Consider the following 14,742-nt stretch of genomic DNA (forward strand, 5'->3'; position numbering starts at 1 on the left):
CGTTTTCGCACAAAAAAAGCTTTTCTTTCATTCTTTTCCCTTCATACCGAACAGGAAGAGGTTATGAATGGAATCAACATGAGAGACAAGATCGTACTTGCACTGCTTCATGACCCAAGATGTCGTCACTTCATCCAGCGTGCCAAAAATCATTTTCCTCGTCATCCTGACGTCCAGATCCGGCCGGAACACCGCTTGCTCTATCCCTTCCCGGATGATTTCTTCGATCAGGTTGAAATATTGCTTCATCACGTTGCCGATGCCTTCGCTGATGACCGGATTGGCCTGGCGCAGCTCAATCTGCGTAACTTTTGCCAAATCGTGGTCTTTGGCCAACTGGCTCAAGTGGGCATGCACGAGGACGTACAATTTTTGCTCGATGGATGTCGCTTCGAAAATCCGTTTGCGGTTTTCGTCCACGAACTGACCCATCTTCTCGTTGAACAACGAAATCAGGATATCATCCTTGTTTTCAAAATAGAGGTATATGGTGCCGTCTGCTACCTTCGCCTCTTTTGCAATCTTGGATACCTGGGCGCTGTAATAGCCTTGTCTGGCGATTACCCGTACAGCAGCATCAATAATGGCTTGATACTTTTCCCCCGTTTTTTTTGCCATAATAACCTCCATCTTTACTCGCAATGATGATAAGACAATTTCCGAAATGAATGATTATTCATTCATAAAATCAGTTTAATACAGGAACCCGGCGCTGTCAATTGCCCGGCGTGAACATGAATGACGGCGACAGCCTGTCCCGTGCAAGCTCACAAAAATGGCCGCTTCCTCAAAGGGACGCGAGCCGAACGGCAGCATCTGTGCGTCAGCTTGTTTTGATCTCGTCCTGTGCTTCCTGGCGAGCTTTGTCTTCTTCCTGCAACTGCCTGCGCAGCACTTTGCCCACCATCGTCTTGGGCAGTTCTGTGCGAAACTCGTACTTTCGCGGAATTTTGTAGGCGGCGAGCTTCTTGCGGCAATGCGCTTCGAGTTCTTCCTCGCTCGCCTGCTTGCCGTCCTTGAAGACGATGAACGCCTTTACCGTCTCGCCGCGATACGGGTCCGGAACGCCGATGACAGCCGCCTCCTGGATGGACGGATGCTCGAACAGCACTTCCTCCACCTCGCGCGGATAAATGTTGAAGCCTCCTGCGATTATCATGTCCTTTTTGCGGTCGACGATGTAGAAGTAGCCGTTTTCGTCCATGTACCCTACGTCACCCGTCAGCAGCCAGCCATCCTTCAAGACCGCGGCTGTCTCCTCCGGGCGGTTCCAGTAGCCGAGCATGACCTGCGGCCCTTTGACCGCCAGCTCGCCGACCTCGCCCTGCGGCAGCTCTTCTCCTGTGACCGTGTCGAGGATGCGACAGTCCGTATCCGGCCAAGGCATGCCGATGCTGCCGGTAATGCTTTTTTCCCAGATCGGGTTGGAGTGGGTCACTGGCGATGCTTCCGTCAGGCCGTAGCCTTCCACGAGCTTGCCTCCTGTCAGTTCCTCGAACTTGACCTTGACCTCGACGGGAAGCGGCGCCGAACCGCTGACACACGCCTCGATCGAAGACAGGTCGTGGTTTTTCAGGTCGGGGTGATTAATCAGGGCGATGTACATCGTCGGCGCGCCGGGGAACAAGGTCGGCTTGCGCTTGTCGATCATCTCGAAAATTTGTTTGACCTCGAACTTCGGCACGAGGATGATTTCTGCGGCAATGCAAATGCCTTTGTTCATCACTGTCGTCATGCCGTAGACGTGAAAGAGCGGAAGCACGCCCAAAATTCGCTCGCCGCCTCTGCGCAGCTTGTAGAGGACAGCCTGGCACTGCATCGCATTGGCGATCAGATTGGCATGCGTCAGCATGACGCCTTTGGCTACCCCTGTCGTGCCGCCCGTGTACTGGAGCAGGGCGATGTCCTGTTCCGGGTCGACTGGCACATGGACAGGGGTGACAGCGCTTTCTTTTACGGCGGAAAGAAAAGGCTCAACATCTGCGCTGTATGTAACCTGCGGAGTTTGCCCCTGTTTTTTCTGGACCAGCGGATACAGCCATTTTTTCAATAAGGGAAGAAAATCGCCAACACTTGTCACAAAAATACGTTTGAGTGGTGTGGACGAGCGGACTTGCGCTACGCGCTTGTACAGCAAATCCAGCGTGATGATCGTCTCTGCGCCGGAGTCTTCCAGTTGGTGAATCAGCTCGCGCTCCGTGTAGAGCGGGTTCGTCATCACTACGATCGCGCCTGCAAACAGCGCGCCGTAATAGCTGATGACGGCTTGCGGGGTATTCGGCAGCATGATCGCCACACGGTCGCCTTTTTGCACGCCCCGTTTGACCAGCGCGTTGGCAAATCGGTAAGACAGTTCCAAAAGCTCCCGGTACGAAATCGTCTTGCCCATGAAGTAAATCGCGTTGTTGTCCGGGTACGATGCAGCCGACTGCACGAGAAATTGCGTCAGCGGAATACGGGGGTAATCCAGTGACGGTGCAGTTTCGGACGGGTAATTGGCAATCCAAGGCTTGGCATTTGACATAGTCATTCCCTCCATCCCTTCAATGGCCTTGCCCCTCCCCTATGATCGTCATTCATAATCTCTTCCTTATTGCTATTGTATTCGAAAGATAGTTAATTTTCCAATTAAAAACGTTTTTGGATAAGAAAACGTGGCTTCGCCAAAAAGATTGGCGAAGCCTTCGTCGTCCCGTTCAAGCGGAGTATGTCTGTTTTCAGCGCCTTCCCTCGTTCGTCACGGCTGCAGCGCCGCGAGCACCTGCTGGCGAACCCGCTCGCGCTCCGCTGTCGGCACGAGATGATACCAGCCTACGATGCCGTTGTGCCAGATGCGCTCGTCCTGCCCGACCAGCGTATCGGTCTTGATTTTGTTCCGCGTCCCGTCGCCGTAGCTCAACAGCAGCGAGGCGATTTCCTGATCGGTCAGATCGGTTTTGACGTGCTGGCCCAAAATCTCCATCAGCTTGAACGCCTTCGTGTACATTTGCGCCGAAGTGCCCTTTTGCGCCAGGGCGGCCAAAATCTCCTGCTGGCGGTTGATCCGCTGGTAGTCGCTGTCTTCTTTGCCCAGGTCGCTTTTGCGGTAGCGCGCGTAATCCAGCGCCTGTTCGCCGGACAGCACCTGCAAGCCTGGCATCAGGTCAATGTACGTGTCGTCGCTCGGGTCGCTGTACTTCATCCGCTTTTTGACGTCGATCGAGACGCCGCCCAACTCGTCGACGATTTTGCGGAAGCCTTCGAAGTCCACAGAGACGTAGCGGTCGATCTTGATATCGAGAAATGTTTCCAGCGTCTCCTTGACCAGCTTCGGTCCGCCAAAAGCCATCGCATGATTCACTTTGTCATGGCCTTTGCCGGGCAGCTCCATGTAGCTGTCCCGCGGAATCGAGATGAGGTAGGCGGACTGCTTCGCGGGATGAACGGCGGCGAGCATCAGCGTGTCCGACCGCGCTTTTTCCCCGTCCCGGCTGTCCACACCGAGCAGCATGACGACGAACGGCTTCAACGGCTCGCTGCCCGTCAACAGGTCGCGCGGCGGCGGCAAAGTGGCAGCCGCCTGCTTGGCCCCGCCTTTTGCCTGTCCGTCGAGGGGCGCGTACCATTTTTCCGTCATCTGCTTATATTGATAGGCACTGTAGCCGATCGCAACGAGCGCTCCGGCCAGCAGGCAGGAAAACAGGTGAAACGCGATCTGTTTTTTGTATTGCTTCAAAAATGAAAAAAATGCCATGAAAAAAGCCTCCCCCTTTGCAAGCACAGCCGCTGCCTTTTTTTACTGCTTCAAGAGGCAGGGCTTGCTTCCATTTTTAACAGGGGAGACTTGATTTAAACGTGCTTCGTGCGCGCGGCAACAGAAAACGCTTTTGCTGCTACGCCCGCTCGACGACCATCGCCATGCCCATGCCGCCGCCAACACACAGTGTCGCCAATCCGCGCTTGAGCTGGCGGCGCTTCAGTTCGTGCAGCAAGGTCACGACGATCCGGCATCCGGTGGAGCCGACAGGATGGCCGAGCGAGATTCCGCTGCCGTTTACGTTGGTGATCTCGCGCGGCAGCTCGAGCAGCTTTTCGACAGCGAGGTATTGGGCGGCGAACGCCTCGTTCACCTCGATCAGCTCCATGTCGGCCAGCGTCATGCCCGCCTTCGCCAACGCCTTTTTCACAGCGGGCACCGGGCCGTAGCCCATCAGGTCCGGCTCTACTCCGGCTGTCGCCCACGAGACGATTCTGCCGAGCGGCTCGATACCAAGCTCCTTCGCTTTGGCTTCCCGCATCAGCACGACAGCGGAAGCTCCATCGTTCAGCCCGGAAGCGTTGCCCGCCGTCACGGTGCCATCCTCGCGAAAGCCTGGCTTCAGCTTGGCGAGGCTCTCCATCGTCACGCCGCGTCTCGGGAACTCGTCTTCCGTGACGACGACCTCTCCGGTGCGTTTTTTGATCGGCACGCCGATGATTTCCTCCGCAAACAGCCCATTGTCGATTGCCCGGATCGCGTTGTGCTGGCTGCGCATGGCGATTTCGTCCTGCTCCTCGCGGCTGATGTTGTACAAGTCGGCCAGACGCTCGGCTGTCTCGCCCATCAAAATCTGGTGATGCGGGTCCGTCAAAAGCTCCCACATCGCATCAGTCATTTCCCCGTGCATGAGCCTGCGGCCCCATCTGGCGTTTTTCAACACGTAAGGAGCGTTGCTCATGCTCTCTGTGCCGCCTGCGATCACCACTTCGTTTTCGCCGAGCAAAATTTGCGACGCGCCGCTGGCAATCGCCTGCATCCCGGACGCGCACTGACGCTGCACAGTAAAGCCCGTCACTTCCTTGCCCAGCCCCGCGTCAATAGCCGCGACTCTGGCGATGTTCGGTTCATCTGTGCGCTGGATGCAGTTGCCCAAAATAACCTCGTCGATCTGTGATGCTTCCAGGCCCGCTCTCGCCATGACGCCGCGAATGGCCACCTCCGCCAGCTTGCGAGCGCTTACATCTTTTAAGACACCGCCAAACGTACCGATTGGCGTACGTCCGGCAGCAGCAATGACGACATGCTCCATTTCTTTCCCCTCCACTGTCATGATTGTTTTTTATGTTCTCACACAGTAGTTACAAAATGGTTCACAGCCGTATTCTTCATCAACACCGTCACCCACTCGTCCGAATGGCGCTCGGTTTCCTTCTGAAAGCCCGCCTCCTCGAATGCCGCGAGCACGGCCTCCCGATTCCAGTCTACGATCCCGGAGAGAATAATTTGCCCGCCCGGTGCGATTCGTTCGCGAATCAGCGGAAGCATGGAGACGTTCTCGTCCCCTCCGATGTTGACCAAAATCAGATCAGCCTGCGGCGGGAGCTGGGCCGCGACCTCTGCGTCGGAAGCGTCGCCGATCACGACGCGAACCGCGTCCTCTGGCAGCTCATTGTTCGCCGCGTTGACTTGCACCTGATACTCGCTCTCCGGGTTGATATCAACGGCCCAGACCGGATGCTGCGCACCGTTGCGCGCACTGAACAGGGAGAGGATGCCCGAGCCTGTCCCGATGTCGAAAACGACTTTGCCCGTCAGATCCATCTCTTGCAATAGCAAAAGAATATCCTGCGTCGTCCCGTGATAGCCGGTACCAAACGCCGCCCCCGGATCAATCCACAGCACATGCTCGGCGTCGGCCAGCAACTGCGGGTCCGTCCAGCTAGGCGCCACCCACCAGTTGCCGACCCGCACCTCGCGAAACTCGTCCTTCCACGACTCGTTTTCTTCGGCTACCTGCTCGACTTCCTTGACCTGCACCTGGCCGTTCCAGCGGGAAATGTACGCCTGAAGCCGCGCGACATGCTCCTCTTCGCTATCCTGCTTCGGCTCAAACAAGTACGCCACGACAGGCCCTTCCGTATTTTCCGCGTAATCATAGCCGTTTTCCGTCGTCAAAATTTCGATCTGCGGCTCGACCCAGCCGAGCGTGTACGGGCTGCCCAACACTTCCGCCACAAATAAATCCTCTGTCATTTGCTCTACCAACAAGGTGTATTTCAACCACATGCTTTCCATGATGAATCTTGCTCCTTCCAGGTTGCTTTCGCCACATGGCAGTTGACTTGCCCGTTCCCGGCAACGCCGTACCGCTATTGTATCTGCTGTTGGCAAGTTTGCTAGGGAACATGGTATGATAGTAGAATGGACTATTTTACTGCAGGGAGGCTTGCCATGTTTGACGAATTTTTTTACCGACGCCGGAAAAACAAAGGATTGCTCGTCGTGATGATTGCCTTGATCCTGCTCGGCATCGGCATGTTTGCGATGGGGTTCTTTTATCTGTTCGCGTAAGGCGCCCATCCCGATTGTTCGCGCGCGCTTTCATTATACCCTATGAAAACCAGCTAGCCCAAGGTCTATCGCGAAAAGCCGGGACGCCAAGTTTTGTGCCGGGGTCGCTTTACTTCCTCTTGTTTACTCGATTATACTTGAGAATGTATTTTTCCTGTACGTTTGATATAGAAAGAAGGTTCACTCCATGTCGCGAATTCTCATCTCCGGGTACTACGGCTTTAACAATGCCGGAGACGATGTGGTCCTGTACGGCATCATCAGCTCTCTTACGCGGGAACAACCAAATATCTCTCTCGCCGTTCTGTCCAATCAACCTGATCGGACTGCGGAATTGTTCGGGATTGAAGCTTATGACCGCTGGAGCTTTGGAACCATCGTCCGTGAGCTTTCGCGCAGCGACATGCTAGTGATGGGCGGCGGAACGCTGATGCAGGACGTGACCAGTCCGCGCAGTGTTCTCTACTATTTGGGCATCGTCACCATCGCCAAGCTTCTCCGCAAGCCCGTGGTCTTTTACGCTCAAGGGTTTGGCCCTATTCTCAAATCACTCAGCCGCCAGGTCATCAAACGCGTAGTGAACCGGGTTGATGTCATTACCGTGCGAGACTATGAATCGGGAGAAGACTTCAAGGCGTGCGGCGTCAAAAAAGCGCCGATCCATGTCACAGCAGATCCTGCCCTGACGATCTCCCTTGACGATATACCGGATGCGCGCGGAAAAGAACTGCTTCAAGGCATGTTCGCCGACCCTGCCAAGCCTTTGGTAGCGATCTCCGTGCGGGACTGGAAGCAGGAACAGGCGTTCAAGCGGACCATCGCCAAAGCGGCGGACTGGTTTGTCTTGCGCGGCTGGAATGTCCTGTTTCTCCCGATGCACGTTCCCAGCGATTTGGCGCCATCCAAAGAAATCATGGCACAGATGACCCAGACAGGAGCACGTCTACTCGATGCGCCCGTTACTTTTCACGATATCATGTCTGTTTTGAAACAGTGCGACTACGTCGTCGGCATGCGCCTGCACTCGCTCATTCTCGCCTGCATGCTGCGCATTCCGTTTATCGGCATCTCCTACGATCCGAAAATCGACCGCTTTGTCGAGCGCGCCGGGATGCCGAATGCAGGCCACATCACGAAGCTGGACGAGACTCAGCTTCTCGCGCTGCTGGCCGAGAAAATCGACAAGCTCGACGCCGAGATTGAGGTCGTTACCGCGCATTCCCGCACGCTTGCGGTAGAAGCGGCCAAAAGCAGCGAGCTGGTGCTTCAGGCGCTGCGAAAATAAGGCTTTACAGGAAAGGAGGACGCGCTTATGTCCTTTTCTTCGCAAGTATTGCTCGGATTAAACCGGCTTTTCCCGCTCCCCGTTCACCCGTTCAACCTGGCGAACAACGGGGAGATGAGCTATACCGAATGGCAGTTTCAAAAAGGGGACCAGACGATTCAGTTTTTCCTCCCCTTCCACTCCCAAGAGCAAATGTTCAGCGACAAAACCGTGCTGGACATCGGCTGTGGCGGCGGTGGCAAAACATGTTACTACGCCACCTTCGGCCCGAAAAAGATGATCGGGATTGACATCGTTCCGCACTACGCCGAGGAAGGCAATGCCTTTGCCCGGGAAAAGGGGCTCGCTGACGTCGTTTCCTTCATGACAGGCGACGCTGCCCGCACGGATTTTGCCGACAACACGTTTGACACGATCATCATGAACGACGCGATGGAGCACGTGGGCGAGCCGGAAAAGACGCTGGAAGAGTGCTTCCGCATCTTAAAGCCCGGCGGACACTTGTACATCAACTTCCCGCCGTACTATCACCCGTACGGTGCGCATTTGTCAGACGCGATCGGCATTCCGTGGGTGCACGCCCTCTTTTCCGAACAGGCGCTGATCGACGCCTACAAAAAGCTGGTGCGCGATTTGCCGGACGGTTCTGACCGCATCTCGTTCCGCTTTGACAAACGGCCAGATGGCAGCGAGACGATCTCCTACATCAACCGGATGACGATCAAGCGTTTCCGCAACATTCAAAAAGGCGTGAAGCATCCTGCCGTCTACGAGCGCGAGATTCCGCTGCGCAACCAGCTTAAGGGCTTGGCAAACGTGCCTGGCTTCCGCGAGTTTTTCGTCAAAATGGTCGTCTGCGTGTATCAAAAATCCCCTTCCTCCTGATGTGGAGAAAGGGGATTTTCTTTTGCCCAGCCAAACTTGCGTTATTGTGCCTTCGACGACGCCTGTTTCTTGCGGATGAGGTTGATAAAGGCGCGCAGCTTGGCCCCGCCAGGCAGCCAGTCCAGCTCCTTGTCCTCGATCAGCGGGATCAACAGCAGCAGGCCCAAATAGACGACCAGTCCCACGCCTACGCCCGTAACCGTTTCGATGGCGCCAAGCAGGCGAACTTTTTCCTTGCCCGCGAGCAGCAGGCCAACGGCTTCGGTCGCGCCCCATGCGAGCAGCAGCATCAGGTTGGCGACGAGCAGCGGATAAATCGTATCAAAGCGCCAGTGGATCGGCACCTGCACGAGCTTGCTGATGACCCGCATGTTGAGAATGCAGACAAACGCGGTCGCGCACAGCCACGACAAGGACAGCCCGTCCATGCCGAACATGGAGGTGAACACGAGTGTCGTTGCGACCTTGACGATCACGCCGTACAACAGATGGCGCGCAGGAATTTTCTCTTTGCCGATCCCTTGCAAAATGCCGTTGGTCGCAAGTAGCAGCGAGAGCGGAATCGCGCTGATGCCCAGAATCGCCATCGCCCGCGTCCCTTCCATGTCGCCGTAGAGCGCCAGGTTGGCCCCTTCGGCTACGGCTGTCAGTCCAAGCCCAGCCGGCAGGCCGATCAGCCAGGCGAAGCGCAGCGACAGCTTGGTCAAGGTCGTGACGCGCTCCTGGTCTTTTTGCCGCTTGGCTTCCGCAATCGCAGGAACGATCGAGAGCGCAATGGAGGAGCCGAACAAACTCGCCATTTGCAAAAGCGGGCCGCCCCGGCTGTAAATGCCGAACCACGTATCCGCCGTCAAGCCGTCTACATTCCATATGTAGCGGAAAATATTGATCGCCAGAAACGAATCGGTCAAGCTGAAAATCGGAATGACGAGCGCGCTGACGCAGATCGGCCAGGCGATTCGCCACATGGAGCCGAAAAACGCGCGATCGTACCACCAGTCAAGACGTCCCCACTTTGCGTGTGCAAACACGGAGTTTTTCCGGTTGTGCAGCCACATGAGCAGCGCGAGAAAGCCGAGACTGAGCAGCGTGCTAATCATCGTCCCGAAGTTGACGCCCGTAATGACCGTATCGGTGTCCTCTCCCAGCCTGACCAGGTAGAGCGAAGCGACCAGAATGAAAATCACCCGCAACGTCTGCTCCACGATCTGCGACAGACCGACGTACAGCATTTTTTGATGGCCGTAAAAGAAGCCGCGAATGACGGCAATCAGCGGCACGAACAGCAAGGACAGCGAAATGGCCCGGATCGGCTCGATCAGATGCGGGTTGCCCATCAGCTTGGCAATCAGCGGCGAGCTGACGTACAAAATCGCGAACAGCACAATCCCGATCCCGCCCATCATCACCATGCTCCGCGCCAAAATCTGCCCGACAGAGCCTTGCTTGCCCTCGGCGAGCGCCTCGGCAATGACCCGCGACAGCGCGACTGGCACACCTGCCGTCGCCAAAATGAGGAAAGTCAGGTAGAGCGGGTACACCTCCTGATAGAGTCCAAGACCGTTGTCCCCGACGATCTCCTGCAGAGGGATGCGGTAAAACATCCCGATTACTTTTGACAAAATTCCCGCGATGGCCAGAATCAGCGCCCCTGCGAGAAAGTGACTTTTTTTCAACATGGGTAACTCCTTTTTGCGTCGCTTTGACTTGGGGGCTGGCTATCGCCATGAACCCACCCTCTATCCTACTATCATTTCCTCCTTCCAGCAAACAGGTATATCGATGGAATTTGGCTGGAATACTGGTGAAAAACAGATTCCATTGACTTCTTCGAATCGTCTGATGGGAAGCGTAGGAGGAATAAGGATGGCCCTAACGGGTTTTTTGATTCGCCAAGTACAGTGGCCCTTGATGGAGGTACTGAAGGAAAACCGCACGCGCCCGTACATGCGAAAGCTGCAAGCCGCCCAGCATTTGTCCAGGGAGGTGCTGGCAAGCCGCCAGCGCGAAAAGCTGCAAAGGCTGCTCGATCACGCTGTCCGGCACGTGCCGGCCTACGCCGACTACACTGAGGTCTGGAGCGAGTATCGGGAAGCGCCGGAACGCTTTTTGCAAAAGCTTGCGCCCCTCGACAAGACGCGTTTTCGGCGCAATCCCGACGCGTACTTGAGCAGCGGGATTCGCACCGACAAGCTGATCCAAAACCGCACGGGCGGCTCTACCGGGGAACCGACCCGCTTCTACCTCGACCGTCCGGCTGTCGAACATTACGAGGCGGCACGCTGGCTGGGCCTCTCGTGGCACGGCATCCAGATCGGCGACCCGTGTGTCATGCTCTGGGGCTCGCCGCTGGAGCTTAACCAGCAGCAGGTCAGGCAATATCGCTGGAAGGAGCGCTGGCTGAAAAACCGCTTGCTGCTCTCCGCCTACGAATTGGACGAACGCCGTCTGGATACGCAATTGAAGCTCATCAGACGGTTCCGCCCCGCCTATTTGTACGGCTACGCCTCGGCTCTGTACACGCTCGCGCAAATGATGCTGCAAAGAGGCACGACGCTCGGCATCCCGCTCAAAGCGGTCGTCTCCACGGCGGAGAGCTTGCACGAGCATCAGCGCCAGGCGATCGCAGCCGCCTTCGCAGCGCCTGTCGTCAACGAGTACGGCGCGCGCGACGGCGGGATTATCGCCTACCAATGCCCTGCCGGAAACATGCACGCCTTTTCCGAAAACAGCTATTTGGAAGTGGTCGATCCGCTCACGCACATTCCCGTGTTTCCCGGTGTTCCCGGCGCCCTGCTCGTCACGGATTTGCACAACAAAGCGATGCCGCGCCTGCGCTATCAACTGGGCGATGTCGTCGCGCTCTCTGCGAAAACGTGCTCGTGCGACATTTCGTTTCCGCTGCTCGAAGCGATCGACGGCAGGGAGGACGACATGTTCATCTCCCAGCACGGGCAGTACGTGCACGGCCACTACTTCAACCACATCGTCCGCAACCTGGACAGCTTTCGCACCTTCCAGATCGTCCAGCACGAGCCGCAGCGGCTGAGCCTGAAACTCGTGAAGGAGCCGGACCGCTTTTTGCCCGCCGATGAAGCGAAGCTTTTGGCGGGAATCCGCTCCGCGCTGGGCGAAGTGAGCGTGCAGGTGTCATACGTCGACCACATCCCGCCTACCGGCTCGGGAAAAATTCGCTACGCGATCCGCGAATGTCCGCTTACGAGCGTCCTGCCGCCGGAGTAGAGCGCTTCCTGACCTTTTGCAACAGCTCGGAGACGAGCGGCTCGCGCAGGAGCGCCATCACGGCCACGTAGACTAATGCGCCGCCTGCAATGCCGATCGGCAAATACAGCCAGACGGACAGAAGCGACAGCCACGGGTCGACGAGCACAATCGCCGCGCCCATGATCGCGCAGGCCAAAAGCGTCCTGGCTGCCGTTTTGAGAAAACTCGCCCGGACAGGGCTGCCTACCGCCCTCCAGAGCAGGACGAACAGCAAGAGCGCCTGACAGATGGCGGATACCGCATTCGCCAGCGCGATGCCGCCGTGTCCCAAGAGCGGGATCAACAGCCAGTTGGCCAGCACGTACACGCCAATTCCGATCGCCCCGATAATGACGGGCGTCTTGGTGTTTTCCAGAGCGTAAAAAGCGCGGGTGAGCAAATCGCGCGCTGCCAGGAAGTACAGCCCCAGGCCGTAAAACGGCAACGCCCAGGCCGTCAAGGCAACCGAGTGCTCATCAAATGCGCCGCGCTCAAAGGCGAGCCGCACGACTGGCTCTGCGTACAGGGCAAGTCCGACCGTGACGGGGACGAGCAGGATGAACAGATAGGCAAGTCCTTTTTGCAGGATTTGCTTCATCTCGGCCATCTCTCCCCGTTTCACGTGGCTGGCCAACAGAGGGAACAGCGGCAGCGTAAACGCGCCGACAAAAATCGCCATCGGCATTTGCACGATCTGGTTCGCGTTGGCAAGCGCCGAGACGACGCCCGTTCCTACCCCTTCTGCGAAGCCTCTTTCCATAAAGGTCGTCGCTTGTGCCACGACAGCGCCGATCAAAATCGGGATGACGCGCTCCCCCATTCCTTTTAAGGAAGCGTCGTCACGCCAGGCGAGCGACAAGCGGTGCCGATAGCCGAAGCCGCGCAAGGTCGGCAGCATTACAAGCATCGCCGCCAAATAGCCGATGCTCGTCGCAATCGCTAGGCCCACCGCTCCGTACAGCGGCACGAGCACATACATGCCGGCGATCACGAGCGCTCCGTTTGCTACCGTCCCCAATGTCGGGGTAAAAAAATGCTGGTGCGCATTGCACAGGCTCGACCACAAGCCAGTCAGCCCGATGAAGACGGCGGAAGGCCACATCCATTGCAGCATCTCGGCGGTCAGCGCCAACTTTTCCCCGGACAGGCCGAACATCGCGGCAAGCTGGTGGGAAAAGACGATGCCCAGCACAGACAGCAGTGCGAATATTCCCAGAATGATCGCAAGCATTTTGTGATACAGCTCGCCAGTCGGCTCTTTTTTTTCAATCAGTCCGCGCATCGTCGGGATCAGCACCGCGTTGATCGCGCCGGGCACGACCAGAAACAGCGTCAGCGGAATCGTGGCGGCGATGTTGAACGCATCCGCCTCCATCCCTGTGCCGTACAGACTGGATACGTACACGCTGCGAAAAAAGCCCAGCAATCTTCCCACGAGAGTCAGCACGACAATCATGGAAGCAATCCTCAACAAACTCATGACCCAATTCTCCTATCTCTCGTTCAAAACTACGGTGTCCGTCGCATCGACAGCAATCGGGCACAGCCTGTTTCTTCGTTCGTAGCAAGATCGAGACGTCTGGTTCCCCAGCTTGTTCCGTCTCAAACACACCTGTTATCATATCTTATTTCTAGCGTTCCTACCAACCTCTTTCCGCCCCAGCTTGCTTGCAGGTTGCCGGATTCATTATAATGGGTAGGTTAATCCCTACCTGTAGGAGGACTACAAACAAAATGAGAGAAACCGTGTTGAAGTGGGGAAGCCAATCAACCACGTGGTTGTATCTGCTGTTGGCCTATCCGGTAATCGACTATGTCTTGCGAAAGATTCTACCGATTCCAGTCGTTTCGTCTTTTTGGGATGAAGCGTTGCTCATCATCCTGATGGTGTTTACGTTCGGCGCCTTTTTGCAAACGAACCGGACCATGCCTGGAATCAAGCATTTGCTCAGTGCGTTTTTCGTCCTCGGCCTCGCCCTGATGGTGACGGACATGGCCAACTGGGAGGCGAGTGTGGAGGGTTTTCGCTCCGTCTACCAGTACATCATCGCCTTTTTGATGGGCTTTTATTTGCTGAAGTCCGCCGATGATCTGGACAAGTTTATGAAAGGACTCGCCCTGATCGGCTTTTTGGCTGCCGTCGTCGGGGTGATGCAAGTCGTGCTCGGAGTCAAAACGCCCGAATCGTGGGTGCAGGAAGGCGAAGCGATCACGACACGCGCCTTTTCGTTCGTCACCAGCCCGAACGTGCTCGGAAGCTACATGGCCTTGATCGCGCCAGTGGCCGCCGGACTGTTCATGAAAGCGACCAGCCGCAAGGAAAAATGGGTGTGGGCGATCGTCACCCTGACGACGTTGCTCGCCCTGTTGTTGACCGGATCGCGCGGAGCCTGGTTTGCGCTGGCTTTCGCTCTGTTCGTCTGCTTTTACATATGGAACAAGCGGATCGCCGGGTATTTGGTGCTCGCGGGCATCATCGGGCTCGTGGCCCTGTTCTTCGTCCCGGAATCGGTTCCGATGGTAGGTACGGTGAAAAACCGCATTTTCACCCTGTTTACCCCTGAATACTTCGAGTCGAGCAGCCAGGGCGGACGTGTAGGCCGCTGGGGTGAGGCGTATGACAAAATGCGCATCGAGCCGCTGTTTGGCGTCGGGCTCGGCCATCACGGGGGAGCCGTGGCGTCGAGGCATTTTGGCACGATCTACTCGGACAGCTACTTCTTCAAAAGTCTCGCCGAGTACGGCCTGATCGGGATTATCCTGCTGATCGGCCTGGTCGTCTCCATGCTCAAATACGGAGTCGGGCTTGTTTCCAAGCTGCAAGGCTCGCCGCACTTTTTCTCGGTGCTCGGACTGTTTGGCGGGTTGATTGCGGTCGCGACGCACAACCTCGTGGAAAATATTTTCGAGGTGCCGTTCATGGCCCTCTATTTCTGGCTGTTTGGCGGCTTCCTCTGCGCTCTGTACGTCGACCAAACACAAAACAAAAGGTGGTGAA

Annotated in this window: 11 protein-coding genes; 4 read left to right on the forward strand and 7 right to left on the reverse strand. The window is 56.6% G+C overall.

Annotated elements, in window-relative coordinates; translation table 11 throughout:
- Nucleotides 1-27 precede the first annotated feature (27 nt).
- From fadR to AC27IT_RS04140, 5 genes are all read right to left on the reverse strand, one after another.
- Nucleotides 28-618, reverse strand: coding sequence for a fatty acid metabolism transcriptional regulator FadR (gene fadR, locus AC27IT_RS04120; RefSeq protein WP_025844133.1), 591 nt, complete (start codon nt 616-618; stop codon nt 28-30).
- A gap of 205 nt (nt 619-823) precedes the next feature.
- A complete protein-coding gene (locus AC27IT_RS04125; protein WP_025844134.1) occupies nt 824-2,524 on the reverse strand; it encodes an AMP-binding protein in 1,701 nt (566 codons plus the stop codon).
- A 213-nt stretch (nt 2,525-2,737) separates the two neighbouring features.
- Nucleotides 2,738-3,733, reverse strand: a complete 996-nt coding sequence (locus AC27IT_RS04130; protein ID WP_283858965.1) for an LCP family protein — start codon at nt 3,731-3,733, stop codon at nt 2,738-2,740.
- Between the two features lie 139 nt (nt 3,734-3,872).
- On the reverse strand, nt 3,873-5,048 hold the full coding sequence (locus AC27IT_RS04135; protein WP_025844136.1) for a thiolase family protein: 1,176 nt from the start codon (nt 5,046-5,048) through the stop codon (nt 3,873-3,875).
- 38 nt (nt 5,049-5,086) lie between these two features.
- Nucleotides 5,087-6,034, reverse strand: a complete 948-nt coding sequence (locus AC27IT_RS04140; protein WP_005829239.1) for a 50S ribosomal protein L11 methyltransferase — start codon at nt 6,032-6,034, stop codon at nt 5,087-5,089.
- A gap of 463 nt (nt 6,035-6,497) precedes the next feature.
- Between AC27IT_RS04140 and csaB the strand changes: the two genes are divergently transcribed.
- Both csaB and AC27IT_RS04150 read left to right on the forward strand, forming a co-directional pair.
- On the forward strand, nt 6,498-7,595 hold the full coding sequence (gene csaB, locus AC27IT_RS04145) for a polysaccharide pyruvyl transferase CsaB (RefSeq protein WP_487091609.1): 1,098 nt from the start codon (nt 6,498-6,500) through the stop codon (nt 7,593-7,595).
- 27 nt (nt 7,596-7,622) lie between these two features.
- Nucleotides 7,623-8,480 carry a class I SAM-dependent methyltransferase gene (locus AC27IT_RS04150; RefSeq protein WP_005829242.1) on the forward strand — a complete coding sequence of 286 codons (858 nt, stop codon included), beginning with the start codon at nt 7,623-7,625 and terminating at the stop codon, nt 8,478-8,480.
- Between the two features lie 41 nt (nt 8,481-8,521).
- On the opposite strand, the gene AC27IT_RS04155 is transcribed toward AC27IT_RS04150, so the two are convergent.
- On the reverse strand, nt 8,522-10,159 hold the full coding sequence (locus tag AC27IT_RS04155; RefSeq protein ID WP_005829244.1) for a polysaccharide biosynthesis protein: 1,638 nt from the start codon (nt 10,157-10,159) through the stop codon (nt 8,522-8,524).
- A 187-nt stretch (nt 10,160-10,346) separates the two neighbouring features.
- On the opposite strand from AC27IT_RS04155, the gene AC27IT_RS04160 reads away from it, so the two are divergent.
- Nucleotides 10,347-11,723: a phenylacetate--CoA ligase family protein gene (locus AC27IT_RS04160; protein ID WP_309479520.1), complete on the forward strand. Its 1,377-nt coding sequence runs from the start codon at nt 10,347-10,349 to the stop codon at nt 11,721-11,723.
- Here AC27IT_RS04160 and murJ read toward each other — a convergent pair.
- On the reverse strand, nt 11,698-13,224 hold the full coding sequence (gene murJ / locus AC27IT_RS04165) for a murein biosynthesis integral membrane protein MurJ (RefSeq protein ID WP_007776648.1): 1,527 nt from the start codon (nt 13,222-13,224) through the stop codon (nt 11,698-11,700). The genes AC27IT_RS04160 and murJ overlap by 26 nt on opposite strands.
- Before the next feature lie 254 nt (nt 13,225-13,478).
- Between murJ and AC27IT_RS04170 the strand changes: the two genes are divergently transcribed.
- Nucleotides 13,479-14,741 carry an O-antigen ligase family protein gene (locus AC27IT_RS04170; RefSeq protein ID WP_487091610.1) on the forward strand — a complete coding sequence of 421 codons (1,263 nt, stop codon included), beginning with the start codon at nt 13,479-13,481 and terminating at the stop codon, nt 14,739-14,741.
- Nucleotide 14,742 lies beyond the last annotated feature (1 nt).

The organism is Brevibacillus sp. YAE8 (genome assembly GCF_057543335.1).

Excerpts from the sequence above, each read along its gene's own strand:
- AC27IT_RS04140 (WP_005829239.1), bottom strand. The coding sequence starts at position 6,034 with ATGGAAAGCATGTGGTTGAAATACACCTTGTTGGTAGAGCAAATGACA.
- murJ (WP_007776648.1), bottom strand. The coding sequence starts at position 13,224 with ATGAGTTTGTTGAGGATTGCTTCCATGATTGTCGTGCTGACTCTCGTG.
- AC27IT_RS04150 (WP_005829242.1), top strand. The coding sequence starts at position 7,623 with ATGTCCTTTTCTTCGCAAGTATTGCTCGGATTAAACCGGCTTTTCCCG.
- AC27IT_RS04160 (WP_309479520.1), top strand. The coding sequence starts at position 10,347 with ATGGCCCTAACGGGTTTTTTGATTCGCCAAGTACAGTGGCCCTTGATG.
- AC27IT_RS04170 (WP_487091610.1), top strand. The coding sequence starts at position 13,479 with ATGAGAGAAACCGTGTTGAAGTGGGGAAGCCAATCAACCACGTGGTTG.
- AC27IT_RS04130 (WP_283858965.1), bottom strand. The coding sequence starts at position 3,733 with ATGGCATTTTTTTCATTTTTGAAGCAATACAAAAAACAGATCGCGTTT.
- AC27IT_RS04125 (WP_025844134.1), bottom strand. The coding sequence starts at position 2,524 with ATGTCAAATGCCAAGCCTTGGATTGCCAATTACCCGTCCGAAACTGCA.
- fadR (WP_025844133.1), bottom strand. The coding sequence starts at position 618 with ATGGCAAAAAAAACGGGGGAAAAGTATCAAGCCATTATTGATGCTGCT.
- AC27IT_RS04155 (WP_005829244.1), bottom strand. The coding sequence starts at position 10,159 with ATGTTGAAAAAAAGTCACTTTCTCGCAGGGGCGCTGATTCTGGCCATC.
- AC27IT_RS04135 (WP_025844136.1), bottom strand. The coding sequence starts at position 5,048 with ATGGAGCATGTCGTCATTGCTGCTGCCGGACGTACGCCAATCGGTACG.
- csaB (WP_487091609.1), top strand. The coding sequence starts at position 6,498 with ATGTCGCGAATTCTCATCTCCGGGTACTACGGCTTTAACAATGCCGGA.